This window comes from Mycobacterium gordonae, assembly GCF_002101675.1.
In the GTDB taxonomy this organism is placed as follows: Bacteria; Actinomycetota; Actinomycetes; order Mycobacteriales; family Mycobacteriaceae; genus Mycobacterium; species Mycobacterium gordonae.
In genome coordinates, this window is the sequence record NZ_LQOY01000197.1 from 76883 (window position 1) to 92935 (window position 16053).

Below are 16053 nucleotides of genomic sequence, written 5' to 3' on the forward strand. Positions count from 1 at the left end.
GTATCGATGTGACTCTCAGAATTGTCGCGGTGCCCCCGCGTCACGCTGTCCCGATACGATTGACAGTTATCAAGTCACCCGGCCGAGTTCATTCGCCCTCGACCGACGACTCCCGTACACAGGAGTGAGGCGAGCGCAAAAATGGGTAGCCAACGAGGGCTGGTTCAGCGCATCGAGCGCAAACTCGAATCGACGGTTGGTGATGCGTTTGCCCGAGTCTTCGGGGGATCGATCGTTCCGCAAGAGGTGGAAGTCCTATTGCGCCGCGAGGCTGCCGATGGCGTTCAGTCCCTGCAGGGCAATCGCCTTTTGGCACCCAACGAATACATCATTACCCTCAGTGTGCACGACTTCGAGAAGGTGGGCGGCGACCCGGAGCTCACCTCGGACGCTTTTGCTCGGTACTTGGCGGACTATATCCAGGAACAGGGGTGGCAAACGTATGGTGAAGTGGTCGTCCGGTTCGAGCAGGCCTCGAACCTGCACACCGGCCAGTTCCGCGCCCGCGGAACTGTCAACCCCGACGTCGAGCCCCGCCCGACAGCTACCGATTCCGCCCGGCCACAATCACATCATGCGTTTGGCGCAGAACCAGGAGTACGACCGATGACTGACAATCCAGGCTACCGCGGCGGTCAGGGGCAGGGGCGGCCCGACGAGTACTACGACGACCGCTACCAGCGGCCGCACGAGGGTGGCCAACCCCCGTATCCGCCGGAGGCCGGGGGCTACCCGCCGCAGCAGGGTTACCCGCCACCTCCGCAAGGCGGCTACGGGCAGGGCGGCTACCAGGACCAGGGTGGCTACGGTCAGGGCCAGGGCGGCTACGGCCAGCCGCACGGCCAACCTCCCGGCCAACCCCAGGGCGGTTACGGCGAGCAGGGCGGCTACGGCGAGCAGCGCGGCTACGGCGACCAGGGCGGCTACGGCGAGCAGCGGGGCTACGGCGAGCAGCGCGGCTACGGCGACCAGGGCCAGAGCAACTACGCGCCTACCTACGAGGCACCTCCGCCGGCGGCGCCCCAGGGTCCGCCCGCCGGCGGCTACGGAAGCCAGGGCGGTTATGGCCAGGACCAGGGCTACCAGCAGGGCGGTTACGGTCAGCCGCCGGGCGGTCAGCAGGGCTATGGCGGCGGATACGGCGACTACGGCCGCGAGCCCGCCCGTCAGGACGAGGGGTACGGCGCCGCACCCAGCGCGCCGCCGGCGCCCCCGGAGCCGCAGCGGCCCTCCTACGAGCAGGGTGGCGGTTACGGCCAGGACCAGGGTTACCAACAGGGTGGCGGTTACGGCCGCCAGGACTACGGCTCGGGGGACTACACCCAGTACGCCGAAGCGTCGGCCCCCGGCGGGTACGCGCCGCAAGGTGGATACGGTGAGCCGCAAGGTGGCTACGGCGAGCCGCAAGGCGGTTACGGCGATTACGGTCAGCCGGCCGCGGATTACGGCCAGCCACCGACCCAGGATTACGGCCAGGCGGGCGGCGGCTACGGCGGTTACGGTCAGGGCGGCTACGGATCGGTCGGGGCGCAGGTCACCCTGCAGCTCGACGACGGCAGCGGCCGGACCTACCAGCTGCGCGACGGGTCCAACATCGTCGGTCGCGGGCAGGATGCCCAGTTCCGGCTGCCGGACACCGGCGTGTCACGCCGGCATCTGGAGATCCGCTGGGACGGTCAGGTCGCGCTGCTCTCGGACCTGAATTCCACCAACGGCACCACCGTCAACAACGCCCCGGTCCAGGAATGGCAATTGGCTGATGGCGACGTGATCCGCCTGGGTCATTCCGAGATCATCGTCCGCATTCACTAACCCACTGACTCGAAGCTGCCGCGCATCTCACCGCATCGGTCACCCTCGAAGTATCGTGACGTTGCTGAGGTGCACGGCATCAGGTGCGCGGGGTGGGCAGTGCCGGGACGGAAAGGACCGCCGGATGCAGGGGTTGGTACTGCAACTGACGCGTGCCGGATTCTTGATGCTGCTTTGGCTGTTCATCTGGTCGGTGTTGCGGATTCTGCGCACCGATATCTACGCGCCCACCGGCGCCGTCATGGTGCGGCGCGGATTGACGCTGCGCGGCAACCTGCTTTCCCCGCGCCAGCGTCGCGACACGGCGCGGTATCTGGTGGTGACGGAAGGCGCGCTGCAGGGCGCCCGGATCACACTGAGCGGCCAGCCGGTGCTCATCGGCCGCGCGGACGACTCAACCTTGGTATTGACTGACGATTACGCCTCGACTCGGCATGCCAGGCTGTCTCAGCGCGGCTCCGAATGGTATGTGGAAGATCTAGGATCGACCAACGGCACTTACCTCGACAGGGCCAAAGTGACAACTGCTGTGCGAGTTCCCATAGGTACGCCGGTTCGGATCGGCAAGACCGCAATAGAGTTGCGCCCGTGACCCGCCCCTACGACGAAGACGCCGGCGAAGCCGGGGGCGAGGAGTGGCGCCCATGAACCCCGCCTACGACGAAGACGCCGGCGAAGCCGGGGGCGTGGGGGTAACGCACCCGTGCGGGGGCGAGGAGTGGCGCCCGTGACCCTCGTCCTGCGATACGCCGCCCGCAGCGACCGGGGCCTGGTACGCGCCAACAACGAAGACTCCGTCTACGCAGGCGCACGGTTGTTGGCCCTGGCCGACGGCATGGGTGGTCACGCAGCCGGCGAGGTGGCCTCCCAGTTGGTGATCGCCGCCCTCGCCCACCTAGACGACGACGAACCCGGCGGCGACCTGCTCGCCAAACTCGACTCCGCCGTGCGGGCCGGCAACGCCGCCATCGCGGCTCAGGTGGAGATGGAACCCGACCTGGAAGGCATGGGCACTACCCTTACCGCCATCCTGTTCGCCGGCAACCGGCTCGGTCTGGTGCACATCGGTGACTCACGCGGCTACCTGTTCCGCGACGGCGAGCTCACCCAGATCACCAAGGACGACACATTCGTGCAGACCCTGGTCGACGAGGGTCGCATCACCGCCGAAGAAGCACACAGCCACCCCCAGCGCTCGTTGATCATGCGGGCGCTGACCGGGCACGAGGTAGAGCCGACCCTGACCATGCGCGAAGCCCGCGCCGGCGACCGTTACCTGCTGTGCTCCGACGGCCTGTCCGACCCGGTCAGCAACGAGACCATCGCCGAAGCGCTGCAGATCCCTGACGTCGCCGAAAGCGCGTACCGGCTGATCGAGCTGGCGCTGCGCGGAGGGGGCCCGGACAACGTCACCGTGGTGGTCGCCGACGTCGTGGACGACGAGTTCGGCCAGACGCAGCCGATCCTGGCCGGGGCGGTATCCGGCGACGGCGACGACGACCAGCTGACGCTGCCGAACACCGCCGCAGGTCGCGCCTCGGCCATCGGCCCACGCAAGGGCGAAGTCACCAAACGTGTTGCGCCGCAGGCCGAACCGCCACCGAAGAAGCGCTGGTCGCGGCGCCGGATTGCGCTGGTGGTCGGAGTGCTGACGGTGGTGCTGATCGCTGGCCTTCTCATCAGCCGCGCCGTCATCCGGAACAACTACTACATTGCCGACCACAACGGCACGGTCGCCATCATGCGGGGCATCCAGGGATCGCTGCTGGGCTTATCGCTGAACAGCCTGCATTCGTTGGGCTGCGTGACCGCCAAAGACGACATCTCCGAAATCAGCGAGGGTCAGCCAACCAAGGACTGCCAGCTGATGAAGGTAAACGATCTGACGCCGTCCGGCCGGGCGTCGGTTCAGTCGTTGCAGCTTCCCTCCGGCACTCTGGACGACGCCCGTAAGCAGTTGCGCGAGTTGGCCAAGTCGCTGAAGCCGCGGTGCCATCAGGGCGCGACCTCGGCGCCCGAGCCTTCGGCCCCGTCGACGAACAGCAGCGGCACCCCCGAACCGAGCTACCAGCCGTCAGCGCCGGCCTCCGCCACGCCGTCGACCACTCCATCGGCGACGCCGAGCTCAGCGCCCACCACCACCACGCCATCGACCCACTCCAGCACCACCCCGGCAGCGCCTGCTACCCCGTCGTCGACTACGCCCAGCTCCGCCGCGCCGACGACCGAAACTCCGCAGCAGGCGGATTGCCGACCCGCGGCATGACCACAACGGAACTGCCGGCACCCGTAACGGTGACGCCCCCGTTGCCAACTCGGCGCAATGCCGAGTTGCTGCTGTTGTGTTTCGCCTCGCTCATCACCATCGCGGCGCTGTTCATCGTGGAGGCCAACCAGGAACGCAGCCTGCACTGGGACCTCACCACCTATGGATTGGGGTTTCTCACCCTGTTCGGCATCGCGCATCTGGCCCTCCGCCGCTTCGCGCCGTACACCGATCCGCTGCTGCTACCAGTGGTGGCGCTGCTCAATGGGCTGGGCCTGGTGATGATCCACCGGCTGGACCTGGTGGACAAGCAGGTGGGCCGGCAGGGACATCCCAGCGCCTACCAGCAGATGCTGTGGACCCTGGTTGGCGTCACGGCGTTCGCGCTGGTGGTGACGTTCCTCAAGGACCACCGCCAACTTGCCCGCTACGGCTACATCTGTGGCCTGGCCGGTCTGATTTTCCTGGTGATTCCGGCCCTGCTGCCGGCGTCACTGTCCGAGCAGAACGGTGCCAAGATCTGGATTCGGTTGCCGGGCTTCTCAATTCAGCCCGCCGAGTTCTCCAAGATCCTGCTACTGATCTTCTTCTCCGCGGTGCTGGTGGCCAAGCGCAACCTGTTCACCAGCGCGGGCAAGCACGTGTTGGGGCTGACCCTGCCGCGGCCGCGTGATCTGGCCCCGCTGCTGGCCGCCTGGGTGATCTCGGTGGGTGTGATGGTCTTCGAGAAGGACCTCGGCACGTCGCTGCTGCTGTACGCGTCGTTTCTGGTGGTGGTCTATCTGGCCACCCAGCGGTTCAGCTGGGTGATGCTGGGGCTGGTGCTGTTCGCCGGCGGAAGCCTGGTGGCCTATCACTTGTTCGCGCACGTGCGGGTTCGGGTGCAGACCTGGCTGGACCCGTTCGCCGACCCCGATGGAACCGGCTATCAGATGGTGCAGGCGCTGTTCAGCTTCGCCACCGGCGGCATCTTCGGGACGGGTCTGGGCAACGGCCAGCCCGACACCGTTCCCGCGGCCTCCACCGACTTCATCATCGCCGCGTTCGGTGAGGAGCTGGGCCTGGTCGGCCTGGCCAGCATCCTGATGCTGTACACGATCGTCATCGTCCGCGGCATGCGCACCGCGATCGCCACCCGCGACAGCTTCGGCAAGCTCCTGGCCGCCGGTCTCGCCTCCACCCTGGCGATCCAGCTGTTCATCGTTGTCGGCGGCGTCACCAAACTGATCCCGCTGACCGGGCTGACCACGCCATGGATGTCCTATGGCGGTTCGTCGCTGCTGGCCAACTATGTGTTGCTGGGCATCCTGGCGCGCATCTCCGATGGCGCCCGCCGTCCGTTGCGCACCCGCCCGCGCAAGAAGTCACCGATCGCGGCGGCCAGTACCGAGGTGATCGAGCGCGTATGAACACCTCGCTGCGCCGTATCTCGATGACCGTGATGGCGTTGATCGTGCTGCTGCTGCTCAACGCCACCATGACGCAGGTCTTCACCGCCGACGGGCTGCGCGCCGACCCGCGCAACCAGCGGGTGCTGCTCGACGAGTATTCGCGGCAGCGCGGGCAGATCATCGCCGGCGGCCAGTTGCTGGCCTACTCGGTGGCCACTGACAGCCGATTCCGTTTCCTGCGGGTGTATCCCAACCCGGCGGCGTACGCGCCGGTGACCGGTTTCTACTCGCTGCGCTACTCCAGCGCCGGCCTGGAACGTGCTGAGGATTCGCTGCTCAACGGCTCCGACGAACGGCTCTTCGGCCGGCGCCTGGCGGACTTCTTCACCGGCCGCGACCCCCGCGGCGGCAACGTCGACACGACGATCAACCCCCGGATCCAGCAGGCCGGGTGGGACGCGATGCAGCAGGGCTGCTCAGGGTCACCGTGCAAGGGCGCCGTCGTCGCGTTGGAGCCCGCCACCGGCAAGATCCTCGCGCTGGTGTCCTCACCGTCGTATGACCCGAACCTGCTCGCGTCCCACAATCCCGACATCCAAGCCCAAACCTGGCAGAACCTGCGCGACAACCCGGACAATCCGCTGATCAACCGTGCGATCTCGGAGACCTATCCGCCAGGGTCGACGTTCAAGGTGATCACCACCGCGGCCGCCCTGCAGGCCGGGGCCACCGAGACCCAGCAGTTGACGGCGGCGGCGAGGATCCCGCTGCCCAACAGCACCGCGACGCTGGAGAACTACGGCGGCACCGCCTGCGGACCCGGCGACACGGTGTCGCTGAGCGAGGCGTTCGCCAAGTCGTGTAACACCGCGTTCGTGCAGCTCGGCCTGCTCACCGGAACCGACGCGGTGCGCAGCATGGCGCACGCCTTCGGGCTGGACAGCGCCCCCGAGCCCATTCCACTGCAGGTCGCCGAATCGACGGTCGGGACCATCCCGGACGCCGCCGCGCTGGGCATGACCAGCATCGGCCAGAAGGATGTCGCGTTGACCCCGCTGGAGAACGCGGAGGTGGCCGCCACCATCGCCAACGGTGGCGTGATGATGCAGCCGTACCTGGTAGAGAGCCTCAAGGGGCCGGACCTGGCCAATATCAGCACCACGGCCCCGTACCAGCAGCGCCGCGCGGTGTCGCCGCAGGTCGCCGCTAAGCTAACAGAGCTGATGGTCGGCGCCGAGAAAGTCGCACAGCAGAAAGGGGCCATCCCCGGCGTGCAGATCGCATCCAAGACGGGTACCGCCGAGCACGGCACCGACCCGCGGCATACTCCACCGCACGCGTGGTATATCGCCTTCGCACCAGCGCAGGCCCCGAAGATTGCCGTGGCGGTGCTGGTCGAAAACGGCGGCGATCGCCTGTCCGCGACTGGGGGCGCGCTGGCCGCGCCCATCGGGAGGGCAGTGATCGAGGCTGCTTTGCAAGGGGGACCATGAGTCGCCACAGGCGAGTGAGGACGGCAAGCGCGGCACGTGCCGTGGCGATCGCTAGCCCGGCCGTGTCGATCGCCCGCGCGGCGAAGCCGGGCGCAGCGGGTCGACACGATCCGCTTCAGCCGGGCGCTGGGGGCACCTCCCGCTTGCGGGGGACGGGTCGCCACCGTCGAGTCGGACCGGAGCGAGGCGAAATATGAGTCCCCGCGTTGGGGTGACGCTGTCCGGCCGGTATCGGCTGCAGCGGCTCATCGCCACCGGTGGCATGGGCCAGGTGTGGGAGGCGGTGGACAGCCGCCTGGGCCGGCGCGTCGCGGTCAAGGTGCTCAAGCAGGAGTTCTCGCAGGACCCGGAGTTCATCGAGCGGTTCCGCGCTGAGGCCCGTACCACCGCCATGCTCAACCATCCCGGCATCGCCCAAGTCCACGACTACGGCGAGAGCGCGATGGACGGCGAGGGCCGCACGGCCTACCTGGTGATGGAGCTGGTCAACGGCGAGCCGCTGAACTCGGTGCTCAAGCGCACCGGGCGGCTGTCGCTGCGGCACGCGCTGGACATGCTCGAGCAGACCGGTCGCGCGTTGCAGGTCGCGCACGCCGCCGGCCTGGTGCACCGCGACGTCAAGCCGGGCAACATCCTGATCACGCCCACCGGGCAGGTGAAGATCACCGACTTCGGCATCGCCAAGGCCGTCGACGCGGCACCGGTGACCCAGACCGGCATGGTGATGGGCACCGCGCAGTACATCGCTCCCGAACAGGCGCTCGGTCATGACGCCACCCCGGCCAGTGACGTCTATGCACTGGGAGTCGTTGGCTACGAAGTCGTTTCGGGTAAGCGGCCGTTCACCGGCGACGGCGCCCTGACCGTGGCGATGAAGCACATCAAGGAGCCGCCGCCACCGCTGCCCGCCGACCTGCCGCCCAATGTCCGGGAACTGATCGAGATCACGCTGGTCAAGAACCCCAGCCAGCGCTACCGCAGCGGCGGGCCGTTCGCCGACGCGGTGGCCGCCGTGCGGGCCGGGCGCCGTCCGCCGCGACCCAGCCAGTCACCGCCGCCGGGGCGCGCTGCCCCCGCGGCCATCCCGTCGGCCACCCCCGCCAGGATCGCGCCGGCTCCGGCCACCCGGACCACGGCGCCGCGCCGGGCCGCCGGGCACCGGCCACCCGCTCGGCGGACGTTCTCGTCGGGCCAACGCGCGCTGCTGTGGGCTGCCGGCGTGCTCGGGGCGCTGGCGATCATCATCGCGGTGCTGATCGTGATCAACTCCAAGGCCGACAATCAGCCCTCGCCCCCGCCGACGGTCACCAACACCGGCAGCATCCAGACCGACGACTTCGGGCCCGCGCCGAATGCGGATCTCGACTGGACGGACAGCCCGCAAACCGGTAGGTCTGTACTGCACGCGTCGCTGGCCCGATTTGAGATACCGCGATGACCACCCCTCGGCATCTGTCCGACCGCTACGAACTGGGCGACATCCTCGGATTCGGAGGTATGTCGGAAGTTCACCTAGCACGTGACCTGCGGCTCCACCGCGACGTCGCGGTCAAGGTGCTGCGCGCCGACCTGGCCCGCGATCCGAGTTTCTATCTACGTTTCCGGCGCGAGGCGCAGAACGCCGCCGCGCTGAACCACCCCGCGATCGTCGCGGTGTACGACACCGGTGAGGCGGAGACGCCCGCGGGCCCGTTGCCCTACATCGTCATGGAATACGTCGACGGCGTCACGTTGCGTGACATCGTGCACACGGAGGGCCCGATGACGCCCAAGCGCGCCATCGAGGTGATCGCCGATGCCTGCCAGGCGCTCAACTTCAGCCACCAGAACGGCATCATCCACCGCGACGTCAAGCCCGCCAACATCATGATCAGCTCCACCAACGCGGTGAAGGTGATGGACTTCGGGATCGCCCGCGCTATCGCCGACGGTGGCAACAGCGTCACCCAGACCGCCGCGGTGATCGGTACCGCGCAGTATCTCTCGCCGGAGCAGGCCCGCGGCGATTCCGTCGACGCCCGCTCCGATGTCTATTCGCTGGGCTGCGTTCTGTACGAAATGCTGACCGGTGAGCCGCCTTTCACCGGTGACTCGCCGGTGTCGGTGGCCTACCAGCACGTCCGGGAGGACCCGATCCCGCCCTCGGAGCGCCACGAGGGCATTTCCGCCGACCTCGATGCCGTCGTGCTCAAGGCGCTGGCCAAGAACCCGGAGAACCGGTACCAGACGGCGGCCGAGATGCGAGCGGACCTGGTCCGGGTGCACAACGGTGAACCGCCGGAAGCGCCCAAGGTGCTCACCGGCGCCGAGCGCAAGGCGTTCATGTCGTCTTCCGGCGCCGGCCACGGCGGTCCGCGCACCGACCCGCTGCCACGGCAGAATTTCGACGACTCCGACCGGGACCGCAGTGCGGGCTCGGTGGGCCGGTGGGTGGCCGTGGTCGCGGTGCTGGCGGTGCTGACCATCGTCGTGACGATCGCAATCAACACGTTCGGCGGAAACACCCGCAGCGTTCAAGTTCCCGACGTCCGGGGCCAGAGTTCCGCCGATGCGATCGTGGCCTTACAGAACAAGGGCTTCAAGACGCGTACGCAGCAGAAGCCCGACTCCCAGATCCTGCCCGATCACGTCATCGGGACTGACCCGGCGGCCAATTCTTCGGTGGGAGCCGGCGACGAGATCACCATCAACGTCTCCACGGGGCCGGAGCAGCGTGAAGTGCCCGACGTGTCCTCATTGACGTACTCCGAGGCGGTCAAGAAGCTGACCGCGGCCGGTTTCAACAAGTTCAAGCAGTCGAACTCGCCGTCGACTCCGGAACTGCAGGGCAAGGTGGTCGGGACGAACCCGCCCGCCAACCAGACGTCGGCCATCACCAACGTCATCACGATCATCGTGGGCTCGGGTCCGGAGACCAAGCAGATCCCCGACGTCACGGGACAGACCGTCGACGTCGCGCAGAAGAATCTGAACGTCTACGGATTCACCAAGATCACCCAGACCCAGGTCGACAGCCCGCGCCCGGCCGGCGAAGTCATCGGCACCAATCCGGCCAAGGGTGAGACACAGCCGGTCGACACCGTCATCGAACTGCAGGTGTCCAAGGGCAACCAGTTCATCATGCCCGACGTGACCGGCATGTTCTGGACCGACGCCGAACCGCGGCTGCGGGCGCTGGGCTGGACCGGAGTGCTGGACAAAGGTCCCGACGTCGACGCCGGGGGCGCCCTGCACAACAAGGTCGTCTCTCAGAGCCCGTCCGCTGGCAGCGGCGTGAACCGCGACGGCGTGATCACGCTGAAGTTCGGTCAGTAGCCCCCGCGTCGTTGGGAAAGTGCGGCCGGATCGCGGTGAGCACCTCGTTCTCCAGCCGGCGCACCAACGTGTCGTCGCGGGCCCAGCCGCAGTAGCTCAACCAGTTGGCCAGCATCCGGTGCCCGCCTTCGGTCAGGATCGACTCGGGGTGGAACTGGACGCCGTGGATCGGCAGCGAGGTGTGCCGCACGGCCATGATCACCCCGCTCTGGGTGTGCGCGATGGCCTCCAGCTCGGCGGGCAACGACTCAGGCAGGATAGTCAGCGAATGATACCGGGTGGCCGTGAATGGGTCCGGAAGTCCTTGTAGCACACCGACATTGGCGTGGAACACACTGCTGGTCTTGCCGTGCAGCAGCTCCGGCGCGCGATCGACTGTGGCCCCGAAAGCCACCCCGATGGCCTGGTGTCCCAAGCAGACACCGAGCAGCGGTGTGTTCGCGGCCGCACACGCACGCACCAGAGGGATCGATGCGCCGGCCCGTTCCGGTGTGCCGGGTCCGGGGCTCAGCAGCACGCCGTCGAACTCGGCGGCTATGGCTTCGGGGCATTCGCGCCCTGTGAGCCTGGCGTCGTCGTTACGCCACACCGCAGCCTCGACGCCCAGCTGGCCCAGGTATTGCACCAGGTTGAACACGAAGCTGTCGTAGTTGTCGACGACGAGGATCCGCATCGTGACAGGTTACCGTCCGCCCCCGGGTGCTGCCGTCAGTAGCCGATCGGGCCGATGGGCTGCGCGAAGTGCAGCCGAACCGGTTCAGCATGCCCGACGACGGCGACATCGGGCTTGACGTCCTCCCGGTAGCCCAGCCCGAACCGGACGACGTACTGCTTGTAGAGCGTCACCAGGGGAGCGGCCCCCAGGGCGGCTTGCATGGCCGTGGCGTTGCCGATCGCGGTGATGGAATACGGCGGGCTGTAGGTGCGGCCGTTGAGCAGCAGCGTATTGCCGACGCAGCGGACCACCGAGGTGGCGATGATCCGCTGGTCCTGCATCTGTATCGCCTCCGCACCGGCGCTCCACAATGCGTTGAGCACACCGTCGATGTCCTGCTGGTGCACCACCAGGTCATCGGGTGTGGCATCGCGCGGGAATCGCCCGTTGGCGTCACGCTGGGCGTCGTTGAGGACGACGACCAGGCCGGGGCCGTGCACGGGGTTCATGTCCGCATCGCCGGCCAGTTCGGCGGCCCGCTTGAGCATGGCCTTGAGCGCGACGTCCGAGGACCGCCCGTGCGCGGCGTCGATCTTGCGGGTGAGCGCTTCCCGCTCGGCATCCAGGTGCCCGACCGAGGAGCGCGTCTCCCGCACCAGATCGACCAGGCGGGGCGCATCGCTGCGGCGGATCTCCGCGCCGCCGGAGACCCCGTGCGTGGCAGCCAACAGCAGTCCGGCCAGCAGACACACCAACGGGACACCGAAGCGCCACGGCGAGCGGCGCCGATCGATCATGGTGTCTCCTGTGGGCTAGTCTCGTATCCGAGCTCTACCTGCATGCAACCGTAATCGTTGCACCCGTCCCGCTTGTTGTTGAGGTATCAGAGGTACACATGCCCAAGTCGAAGGTCCGCAAGAAGAACGACTTCACCGTCAGCGCGGTCAGCCGCACCCCGGTGAAGGTGAAGGTCGGGCCGTCGAGCGTGTGGTTCGTCGCCTTGTTCATCGGTCTGATGCTGATCGGCCTCGTCTGGTTGATGGTTTTCCAGCTCGCGGCCTACGGGCCCCAGGCGCCGGCAGCGCTGCACTGGATGGCGGAACTGGGTCCGTGGAATTACGCGATCGCGTTCTCGTTCATGATCACCGGGTTGTTGCTGACGATGCGCTGGCACTGAGCGGCCGCAACGGGTATTCACGAGCGCGTAATGCATTCATTCTGCGGTGGTTCGGCGAGCGCGCCAGCAACCTTCTGCTCACCCAATCACACGCGTGTGATTCATCCCCACTGTTGATAGCGTCTGTGGATAACCGTATCTACCGTGGTAAGGGGGGCGCGGTAGCACATGCAGCAAACTGAGTGGGCGCCGCAGACGGCGGGAATCGCTGGTTGTGGGATCGCGGGTGCCGTGCTGGCTATCACGACTGTGACGCTGGTCACAGACCCGCCGGGCCGGGTTATCGCGGGGATCGCGGCGGTGGGTTTGCTCTTGTTTGCCATGGCCTCGTGGCGCGCACGGCCCAAGCTGGCAATCACGTCCGAGGGTTTGGCGGTGCGCGGCTGGTTCCGCACGCAGGTGTTGCGCCGGGACGTCATCAAGATCATCCGCATCTCGGAGTTCCGCCGACACGGGCGCAGGGTCCGTCTGCTGGAGCTTGAAACCGTCGACGGCGGGCTGCTCATCCTGTCCCGCTGGGATCTGGGCACCGACCCGTTAGAGGTGCTGGACGCGCTCACCGACGCCGGTTACGCGGGATAGCTTTCCGGTCCTTGCCTGGCCGCGAGCGCGCGCTTACCTGGCCTGTCTTGCGCCCGGCGAGCGTGCGCGTTTGTACATCGACACGCCGCTACGACCGGCATTATGTGCACGCTCGGCGGCGGGACGCCCGCGCCGGTCGCTCGCGGCGGCGGCTGGTGTCAGGAAATGGTGATCGACTCGATGACAACCGGGTTGGTGGGCCGGTCGCTGCCATCAGTGGGCGTGGTGGCGATCGCGTCGACGACACCCTGTGAGTCGGGGTCGATGACCTCACCGAAGATGGTGTGGCGCCGGTTCAGGTGCGGAGTCGGGCCGACGGTGATGAAGAACTGGGAGCCGTTGGTGCCCGGGCCGGCGTTGGCCATCGCGAGCAGGTACGGACGGTCGAACTGCAGCTCGGGGTGGAACTCATCGGCAAACTTGTAGCCGGGGCCGCCGCGGCCGGTGCCGGTGGGGTCACCGCCCTGGATCATGAAGCCCCGGATCACCCGGTGGAAGACCGCGCCATCGTAGAACGGGCCCGACGGACCGCCCGAGGCGTTCTGAGTGGAGTACTCCTTGGTGCCCTGCGCCAGGCCGACGAAGTTGGCGACGGTCTTGGGCGCGTGGTTCCCGAACAGGGCGACCTTGATGTCTCCGCGATTGGTGTGCAGCGTGGCGGTAGCGGTCTGAATGGGGCTGTTAGTCACGGGACCACAGTCTGCCATTACGCGGCTGCTGCCCTCACACCCGGTGCCGTCGGCGGCACGCCAGGAGCCACGCTCTAGCCCCGGGACCCCGGGACCTGATAGGACTGCGTAAGACTTCGAGCGGTACATCGAAAGGCGGCAGATGAGCCAGAAGGCGGAAGCCACGTTGACCCCACGCGAGCGACTGACCCGTGGCCTGACCTACACGGCGGTGGGACCCGTGGATGTCACTCGCGGCGTGGTGGGCCTCGGGGTCCAGTCAGCCCACTCCACCGCGACGGAAGTCCGCCGCCGCTATCGGGAGGGCCGGCTGGCACGGGAGCTCGCGGCCGCTCAGGAAACGCTCGGCCAGGAGCTGGCCGCCGCGCAGGAAGTGGTCGCCAGTCTGCCCCAGCTGCTGCAGGACGCCCGCCGCAATCAGCGCCGCAGCAAGAAGCCGTGGCTGATCGCGGGGGCGGCGACCGTCGTAGTGCTGGCCGGAGGTGCGGTCGCCTTCAGCGTGGTGCGGCGCTCGTCGAAGCCGGAGCCTTCGCCGCGTCCGCCGAGTGTGGATGTGCAGCCGCGCCCGTAGGCGTAGGCCCGGAACCCGCCTATTTAAGTAGTCAAGTACTCAAGCCGCGCTTCGTGCGGAGGCTGATGCTTCATCCGCGTGGGACGCAACGCTGCGCGACGGTCTCACCGACCCGAACTTGACCAACAATAGGGCGGACAGACATGTCACTGTTGATCGTGACACCCGATGTATTGTCTTCGGCGGCAAGGGATTTGGCTGCCATCCAGGCATCACTCAGCGCCGCCAACGGGACGGCGTTCGCGGACACGACACCAATGCTGGCGGCGGGCACCGATGAGGTATCGACGGCCATCGCAGCCCTGTTCTCCGCGCACGGCCAGGAATATCAGGCGCTGAGCTCCCAAGTGGAGACGTTTCACGAAGGATTCCTGCGTGCCTTGGCTGCGGGCGCCGCCTCCTATACCGGCGCGGAGGCGGCCGCCGCCGCGCCTCTGCAGAGCCTGCTCGACGCGGTCAACGCTCCCTTCCTGAACCTGACCGGTCGTCCGCTGATCGGCGACGGCGCCGACGGCGCCGCCGGTTCGGGACAGCCCGGCGGGGCGGGCGGGATCCTGAGGGGCAATGGCGGCGACGGCGGTTCCGGTGCTCCCGGTGGACCCGGCGGCAATGGCGGGTCGGCCGGACTGTTCGGCCGCGGCGGAACCGGTGGGGCCGGCGGGGCCGCGGCCAGCGCCGGCGCGACGGGAGGCAACGGTGGGGCCGGTGGCAGCGGTGGGTACTTGGCCGGTGCCGGCGGCAACGGCGGGGCCGGCGGTGCCGGCGGAGCCGGTGCGATCGGCATCGCGGCTGGAACCGGCGGACTCGGCGGCAACGGCGGACCGAATATGGCAATCGGCGGCATCGGCGGCATCGGCGGCAACGGGGGCCCGGGCGGAACGGGCGGAGCCGGCGCACCCGGTGCCGCGGCCGCCGTGGCAGGAGCAACCGGTGATCCCGGTTCCGTCGGCGGTGCTGGAGGAGCAGGCGGTGCGGGCGGTGCCAGCAACGCTTTACTGCTGGGGTCCGGCGGCAGCGGCGGTACCGGCGGGATGGGCGGCCCAGGAGGACAGGGCGGGGACGGCGGCAGCGGGGTCGGCCATGGCGTTGACGGTGGGGCGGGCGGCAGCGGTGGCACCGGAGGTGACGCCGGTGCCGGTGGGCCAGGGGGTCGCGTAGCCGGGTTGTTCAGCTCGACGGGTCATACGGGTAACGCGGGCGGTGGCGGCACCGGAGGAACCGGTGGCACCGGCGGAGCCGGTGATGCTGGGACCAACGCGGCGGCCGGCACAAACACAGGTGGGACCGGTCATGCCGGCGGTGCCGGCGGACCGGGCGGGACCGGGGGCAGCGCAGGCGTCGGCGGCACCAACGGCACCGGGGGCACCGGCGGCCTCGCCGGAGCCGGCGGCACCGGCGGGAACGGCGGCTCAGGTGTGGGGCTTGGTGTGGACGGCGGCAACGGCGGCACCGGAGGCGTCGGCGGTAGGGCCGGGGACGGCGGTGCGGCCGGGACTGGCGCCGGAGCCGCCGGCCACGCGGGCCATTCCGGGACCGGCGGCGCGGGCGGTGCCGGGGGAATGGGCGGCGCCGGCGCCAACGGCGTAGACGACGACGGCACCAGCGCGGGCGGCAAGGGCCGCAACACCTTCACCGTTGGCCATACCGCCGGCAACGGCGGCAACGGCGGAGCGGGAGGCAGCGGCGGCGCGGGCGGCATGATCGGTCCCGGCGGCACAGGTGGTGACGGCGGTCACGCTGGCAACGGCGGCAACGGCGGGGCGGGCGGAAATGCGGTCGCTGGCGCGATCAACGGTAGTGGCGGCCGCGGCGGCGATGGCGGCTACGGCGGTTTCAGCGCCACCGGCGCCTCCGATGACGGCGGGAACAACGCCGGAAACGGCAGCAACGGCGGCAACGGCGGCCGGGGTGGCGATGGCGGCGCAGCCGGAAACGGTGGCACGGGCGGCCTTGCCGGCAGCGGCGGCGACGGCGGCCGGGGCGCAAACGGCGGACAAGGCGGCTACACAACCGTGACCGGCAGCACCGCCGGCAGCGGCGGACAGGGCGGACAGGGTGGACAAGGCGGCCTCGGCGGCGGGGGTCCGATCGGGGGCCATGGC

Annotated in this window: 14 protein-coding genes; 11 read left to right on the forward strand and 3 right to left on the reverse strand. The window is 68.6% G+C overall.

Annotated features, from left to right (window positions below):
- Positions 1 to 141: 141 nt before the first annotated feature.
- The 7 genes from AWC08_RS24815 (at position 142) to pknB (ending at position 10277) form a co-directional block, all read left to right on the forward strand.
- Positions 142 to 1812: a DUF3662 and FHA domain-containing protein gene (locus AWC08_RS24815; RefSeq protein ID WP_065134238.1), complete on the forward strand. Its 1671-nt coding sequence runs from the start codon at positions 142 to 144 to the stop codon at positions 1810 to 1812.
- A 124-nt stretch (positions 1813 to 1936) separates the two neighbouring features.
- The gene (locus AWC08_RS24820) at positions 1937 to 2404 is read left to right on the forward strand and encodes an FHA domain-containing protein FhaB/FipA (RefSeq protein WP_065047758.1); all 468 of its coding nucleotides are present in this window, start codon (positions 1937 to 1939) and stop codon (positions 2402 to 2404) included.
- A gap of 135 nt (positions 2405 to 2539) precedes the next feature.
- Positions 2540 to 4078, forward strand: coding sequence for a PP2C family protein-serine/threonine phosphatase (locus tag AWC08_RS24825; RefSeq protein WP_065134239.1), 1539 nt, complete (start codon positions 2540 to 2542; stop codon positions 4076 to 4078).
- On the forward strand, positions 4075 to 5487 hold the full coding sequence (locus AWC08_RS24830; RefSeq protein ID WP_065134240.1) for an FtsW/RodA/SpoVE family cell cycle protein: 1413 nt from the start codon (positions 4075 to 4077) through the stop codon (positions 5485 to 5487). Before AWC08_RS24825 ends, AWC08_RS24830 begins: the two co-directional genes overlap by 4 nt.
- Positions 5484 to 6962, forward strand: coding sequence for a D,D-transpeptidase PbpA (gene pbpA / locus AWC08_RS24835; RefSeq protein WP_069435278.1), 1479 nt, complete (start codon positions 5484 to 5486; stop codon positions 6960 to 6962). The genes AWC08_RS24830 and pbpA overlap by 4 nt, the downstream gene beginning before the upstream one ends.
- A 193-nt stretch (positions 6963 to 7155) precedes the next feature.
- Positions 7156 to 8400 carry a serine/threonine-protein kinase gene (locus tag AWC08_RS24840; protein ID WP_065136488.1) on the forward strand — a complete coding sequence of 415 codons (1245 nt, stop codon included), beginning with the start codon at positions 7156 to 7158 and terminating at the stop codon, positions 8398 to 8400.
- Positions 8397 to 10277 (forward strand): Stk1 family PASTA domain-containing Ser/Thr kinase, encoded by a 1881-nt coding sequence (gene pknB, locus AWC08_RS24845; protein ID WP_065136487.1) that lies wholly within the window; start codon positions 8397 to 8399, stop codon positions 10275 to 10277. The genes AWC08_RS24840 and pknB overlap by 4 nt, the downstream gene beginning before the upstream one ends.
- Here the strand turns inward: pknB and AWC08_RS24850 are convergent.
- Positions 10255 to 10950 (reverse strand): aminodeoxychorismate/anthranilate synthase component II, encoded by a 696-nt coding sequence (locus AWC08_RS24850; RefSeq protein ID WP_065136486.1) that lies wholly within the window; start codon positions 10948 to 10950, stop codon positions 10255 to 10257. The genes pknB and AWC08_RS24850 overlap by 23 nt on opposite strands.
- Before the next feature lie 35 nt (positions 10951 to 10985).
- Positions 10986 to 11729: a DUF881 domain-containing protein gene (locus tag AWC08_RS24855; RefSeq protein WP_065136485.1), complete on the reverse strand. Its 744-nt coding sequence runs from the start codon at positions 11727 to 11729 to the stop codon at positions 10986 to 10988.
- Positions 11730 to 11827: 98 nt separating this feature from the next.
- On the opposite strand from AWC08_RS24855, the gene crgA reads away from it, so the two are divergent.
- A complete protein-coding gene (gene crgA / locus AWC08_RS24860) occupies positions 11828 to 12109 on the forward strand; it encodes a cell division protein CrgA (RefSeq protein WP_065136484.1) in 282 nt (93 codons plus the stop codon).
- Positions 12110 to 12277: 168 nt separating this feature from the next.
- A complete protein-coding gene (locus AWC08_RS24865) occupies positions 12278 to 12691 on the forward strand; it encodes a PH domain-containing protein (RefSeq protein WP_065136483.1) in 414 nt (137 codons plus the stop codon).
- 158 nt (positions 12692 to 12849) lie between these two features.
- On the opposite strand, the gene AWC08_RS24870 is transcribed toward AWC08_RS24865, so the two are convergent.
- A complete protein-coding gene (locus tag AWC08_RS24870) occupies positions 12850 to 13398 on the reverse strand; it encodes a peptidylprolyl isomerase (RefSeq protein WP_065136482.1) in 549 nt (182 codons plus the stop codon).
- A 124-nt stretch (positions 13399 to 13522) separates the two neighbouring features.
- Between AWC08_RS24870 and cwsA the strand changes: the two genes are divergently transcribed.
- A complete protein-coding gene (gene cwsA, locus AWC08_RS24875; protein WP_065136481.1) occupies positions 13523 to 13951 on the forward strand; it encodes a cell wall synthesis protein CwsA in 429 nt (142 codons plus the stop codon).
- A gap of 143 nt (positions 13952 to 14094) precedes the next feature.
- The coding region (locus AWC08_RS39210; protein ID WP_142283792.1) for a PE family protein at positions 14095 to 16053 on the forward strand (1959 nt) is incomplete at its 3' end.

Excerpts from the sequence above, each read along its gene's own strand:
- AWC08_RS24815 (WP_065134238.1), top strand. The coding sequence starts at position 142 with ATGGGTAGCCAACGAGGGCTGGTTCAGCGCATCGAGCGCAAACTCGAA.
- AWC08_RS24820 (WP_065047758.1), top strand. The coding sequence starts at position 1,937 with ATGCAGGGGTTGGTACTGCAACTGACGCGTGCCGGATTCTTGATGCTG.
- AWC08_RS24830 (WP_065134240.1), top strand. The coding sequence starts at position 4,075 with ATGACCACAACGGAACTGCCGGCACCCGTAACGGTGACGCCCCCGTTG.
- pbpA (WP_069435278.1), top strand. The coding sequence starts at position 5,484 with ATGAACACCTCGCTGCGCCGTATCTCGATGACCGTGATGGCGTTGATC.
- AWC08_RS24840 (WP_065136488.1), top strand. The coding sequence starts at position 7,156 with ATGAGTCCCCGCGTTGGGGTGACGCTGTCCGGCCGGTATCGGCTGCAG.
- pknB (WP_065136487.1), top strand. The coding sequence starts at position 8,397 with ATGACCACCCCTCGGCATCTGTCCGACCGCTACGAACTGGGCGACATC.
- AWC08_RS24850 (WP_065136486.1), bottom strand. The coding sequence starts at position 10,950 with ATGCGGATCCTCGTCGTCGACAACTACGACAGCTTCGTGTTCAACCTG.
- AWC08_RS24855 (WP_065136485.1), bottom strand. The coding sequence starts at position 11,729 with ATGATCGATCGGCGCCGCTCGCCGTGGCGCTTCGGTGTCCCGTTGGTG.
- crgA (WP_065136484.1), top strand. The coding sequence starts at position 11,828 with ATGCCCAAGTCGAAGGTCCGCAAGAAGAACGACTTCACCGTCAGCGCG.
- AWC08_RS24865 (WP_065136483.1), top strand. The coding sequence starts at position 12,278 with ATGCAGCAAACTGAGTGGGCGCCGCAGACGGCGGGAATCGCTGGTTGT.
- AWC08_RS24870 (WP_065136482.1), bottom strand. The coding sequence starts at position 13,398 with ATGGCAGACTGTGGTCCCGTGACTAACAGCCCCATTCAGACCGCTACC.
- cwsA (WP_065136481.1), top strand. The coding sequence starts at position 13,523 with ATGAGCCAGAAGGCGGAAGCCACGTTGACCCCACGCGAGCGACTGACC.